Origin of the sequence: Neptunomonas sp. (assembly GCF_041601355.1) — a bacterium.
GTDB lineage: Bacteria > Pseudomonadota > Gammaproteobacteria > Pseudomonadales > Balneatricaceae > Neptunomonas.
The window spans coordinates 1-3792 of the sequence record NZ_JBFIIH010000222.1; the positions used below are offsets into that span (position 1 = coordinate 1).

A 3792-nucleotide genomic window follows, 5' to 3' on the forward strand; every position below is an offset into this window, starting at 1 on the left:
CGGTTACTACACCGCGCTGGAGCGCACGCTGTTCAGCGAGTTTGCATCTGATCGTCATCTGGAGTTGTGGGAGATCAACTGTGAAGTACACCGTCGTGGTTTAGAGCTGATCCGTCCGGGTGCGCGTTGCAGTGATATCGCCGCCGAATTGAACGAAATCTTCCTCAAGCATGATGTGTTGCAGTACCGCACCTTTGGTTACGGTCACTCTTTCGGCACCCTGAGCCACTATTATGGCCGCGAAGCAGGATTGGAATTACGTGAAGATGTGCACACCATCATCGAACCAGGCATGGTGATTTCGATGGAGCCAATGCTGATGCTGCCGGAAGGCCGGGCGGGCGCAGGCGGTTACCGTGAGCACGATATTCTTGTCGTCGGCGAGGACAGTGTTGAAAACATCACTAAGTTCCCGTTCGGCCCTGAGCACAACATTATTAAAGGTTAATTAAATAGTAATGTTGTATTTGTTCCGTTGTCGGAAAATGAATGTTATGGCATAAAGCGCTGATAAAATTTGAGTGTGTACTTGAATTTTGACTGTAAAATAGTTTTTTGACAACGGAACCTCAAATAAAAATAACAAGGGATTGGTTTTATTTTCAATCCCGAGAGGTGAAAAAAATGGTTATTACTAGTGGGCCAATTAAGGGTATCAACCCTTATATTGTCTTTATTTCACTCGCTGTTACTGCAATATTCACGTTGTACACATTGATCGCTCCTGAGGAATCTGCCTCAGTCATAGATCAGACACGTACTTTCATTACGTTATCTGCAAATGCCTGGTATGTCGGGCTTGCGGCTTTTTTCCTGGCTTTTTGTGCCTGGTTGGCGTTTAGCCGACACGGAGAGATCCGTCTGGGTGATGATGATGAGCGCCCTGAATTTAGCTACTTTGCTTGGTTCGCGATGCTTTATGCAGCAGGCCAGGGGATAGGCATTATTTTCTGGTCGATTGCTGAACCTATGTTTCACTTTGCAAGTGGTACGCCTTTTGGTGGGGCAGTCAATTCAACTGCAGCAGCAGAAGAGGCAATGCAAGTTACTTTCTTCCATTGGGGCTTAAATGCCTGGGCAATCTACTGTGTAGTCGGGATCTCGCTGGCATTTGTTTGCTATCGATTGAAAAAGCCGCTGAGTATTCGTTACACCCTGTATCCCTTGTTAGGTGAGAAGGTAAACGGTCCAATCGGCATCACTGTCGATGTTATTGCCGTTTTTGCAACGCTATTTGGTATTGCGACTTCACTGGGTTTAGGCGTACAACAGATTAATGCTGGTTTAAATGCTATCTGGGAGATTCCTCAAAGCCTTAAAGTGCAGCTTATTCTGATCGTTGTTATCACTGCTTGTGCACTGGTATCGGTTATGACGGGTTTGAAACGAGGTATTAAATACCTATCCATTACTAATATGTGGCTCACCATAATCATGTTGGCATTTTTCCTGATATTAGGCCCAACCGTTTATATCGTTAAATTGCTGGTGAGTACCACGATGGATTATATGGTTAATCTGGTGCCAATGAACGCCTTCATCGAGCCGCAAACCCAATCCTGGAGCGATGCTGATGCAACATGGAAGAACATGTGGCAAGGTTGGTGGACTGTCTTTTACTGGGGTTGGTGGATGTCTTGGGCGCCTTTCGTTGGTGTCTTTATTGCCAGGGTATCCCGTGGACGTACTATTCGTGAGTTTATCGTGGGTGTGGTGGGAGTGTCTTCAGCTCTGTCTTTTGTTTGGCTGGTTGCGTACGGTGGAACAGCGCTGAATATTGATCTTACTGGCGCGGGCGGAATTGCTGATACTGTTAAGAACAATGTGGCTGATGCACTGTATGCGACAATTGCTGGTATGGATGCTGGTACAATGGGTTATCTGGCAACAATATGCGGTACTTTATTGGTATCAACTTATTTTATCACTTCATCCGATTCGGGTACTTTGGTACTCACTACCATTATGAGTGAAGGTGCTGAGCACCCGTTAATACGTCACCGTATTTTTTGGGGCGTTATGCAAGGGCTCGTGGCAGCAGTGTTGCTGACTGCTGGAGGAAGTGCTGCTCTGAGTACTTTACAGACAGCCTCAATTACAGCCGCCCTGCCGTTCTCATTACTGATGGTGTTTATGTGCTTTTCTCTCGCAAAGGGTGTTAAAGCAGAATCTAAGCTAATTGGGGCTCAGCTAGCTATGTCAACAGTTGCAAGAGGGGCTTAAAAATGGTCAGACTGGCAGATCTAGATTGGAAAACGTATGAGGCGCGTGTTAGGGGTGGCGAAGCGGTAATTTTGCTTCCCATCGGAGCAATTGAGCAGCATGGACCGCATATGTCGATGAACCCTGATGTGTTGATACCTCAGGCTATTTCAGAAGGTGTCGCTAAGCAATTGGAGAATGGACTTGTTGCGCACCCAATCTCATATGGATATAAATCACAGGTGAAATCTGGTGGAGGCAATTTCTTTCCGGGAACCACATGTATTAACGGTAAAACCCTGATTGATATGATTCGTGATGTCGTTGTCGCTTATGCGCGGCATGGCAACCGTAAGTTTGTTCTGGTCAATGGTCACTATGAGAATTCGATGTTTATCGTCGAGGGTATTGATCTGGCATTAGAACACCTGCGTCATGAAGGTATAAACGCCAACGTGATGTTACTGTCTTACTGGGATTTTGTTACGAAGGACACTATTAAGGAAGTGTTCCCTGATGGTTTTACCGGCTGGGATGTTGAGCATGGAGGAGTACTTGAGACTTCATTAATGCTGCATTTACATCCTGACCTGGTAAATATGGATAAGGTGATGGATCACGATCCTGCTACTTTTCCTCCCTATGACATTTTTCCTTCAGATCAGTCCTGGGTACCAGAAAGTGGAACGTTATCCTCGGCCCGTAAAGCGACGGCTGAAAATGGTAAGCTGTTATTGGATGTGTGTGTTGTAGGTATCACTGAAAGCGTTAAAGAGCGTTTTACGGCATAGATACCTAGGCGCTTCTACAGTGGCTATGGGATTTTCAATTCATAGCTACTGTGGAGGCAATTTGTATATTTTTTATCGGTTCAGATGATAAAGCATGCTTTTGCATGAGAGCGACTTAAATCATCATTCCTTATCTCCTGAAATCAGTGCCCTGTGCTTTTTGCGAGAAGTATTGGTGACTACAGATTTCTTAATTCTCCTTGCTAAGAATCCCCCCGCTCACGCAAGTCCACCCCTCTCTGTATCACACATGTCGTTTTTTTGTTTTTAATTCAGGCTGTGCTTTGACGCGGATCGAATCTGGTTGTTGTCATTAGTTTTGCAAATGTTTCCATTTTAATTATTGATTTCTATTATGTCTTGCTTGGCGTTAGTCTGAATCTAAGCAAACTTGCTTTTGTGGCGTCCAGACCCACAACCGAACGTAAGATTATTCGCAATCAATTCAGAAAATAATAAGAGGGTTTTACACATGAAGATGCAGATGCCACAGACGTTGTCGATTCCCAATGGCGAAAAGGTACAGCCAACTTTTTCCAAAGCTGAACTTAACGCCCGTTTGGAAAAGTTACGTCGCTATATGGCAGAAAATGACATGCAGGCCGTGTTGTTTACTTCTTACCACAACATCAATTACTACAGTGATTTCGTTTATTGCCGCTTTGGTCGTGACTATGGTTTGGTCGTGACTGCTGATTCTTATACGACAGTGACTGCGAATATCGATGGGGGTCAGCCGTACCGTCGTAACCAGTTGGGCGATAACGTCGTTTACACCGACTGGCAAAAAGACAACTTC

Annotated in this window: 4 protein-coding genes; all 4 read left to right on the forward strand. The window is 45.1% G+C overall.

Annotation, left to right across the window (positions count from 1 at the left end):
- Positions 1 to 448 (forward strand): M24 family metallopeptidase (locus tag ABY436_RS19520; protein WP_372740596.1); only part of this gene is annotated, 448 nt, incomplete at its 5' end.
- 176 nt (positions 449 to 624) lie between these two features.
- Positions 625 to 2223 (forward strand): BCCT family transporter, encoded by a 1599-nt coding sequence (locus ABY436_RS19525; RefSeq protein WP_372740597.1) that lies wholly within the window; start codon positions 625 to 627, stop codon positions 2221 to 2223.
- A gap of 2 nt (positions 2224 to 2225) precedes the next feature.
- Positions 2226 to 2993 carry a creatininase gene (locus ABY436_RS19530; protein ID WP_372740598.1) on the forward strand — a complete coding sequence of 256 codons (768 nt, stop codon included), beginning with the start codon at positions 2226 to 2228 and terminating at the stop codon, positions 2991 to 2993.
- 472 nt (positions 2994 to 3465) lie between these two features.
- On the forward strand, positions 3466 to 3792 hold a 327-nt coding region (locus tag ABY436_RS19535), incomplete at its 3' end, for an aminopeptidase P family N-terminal domain-containing protein (protein WP_372740599.1).

What these genes read in the sequence shown, in the direction of transcription:
- ABY436_RS19530 (WP_372740598.1), top strand. Translation starts at nt 2,226, where the DNA reads ATGGTCAGACTGGCAGATCTAGATTGGAAAACGTATGAGGCGCGTGTT.
- ABY436_RS19525 (WP_372740597.1), top strand. Translation starts at nt 625, where the DNA reads ATGGTTATTACTAGTGGGCCAATTAAGGGTATCAACCCTTATATTGTC.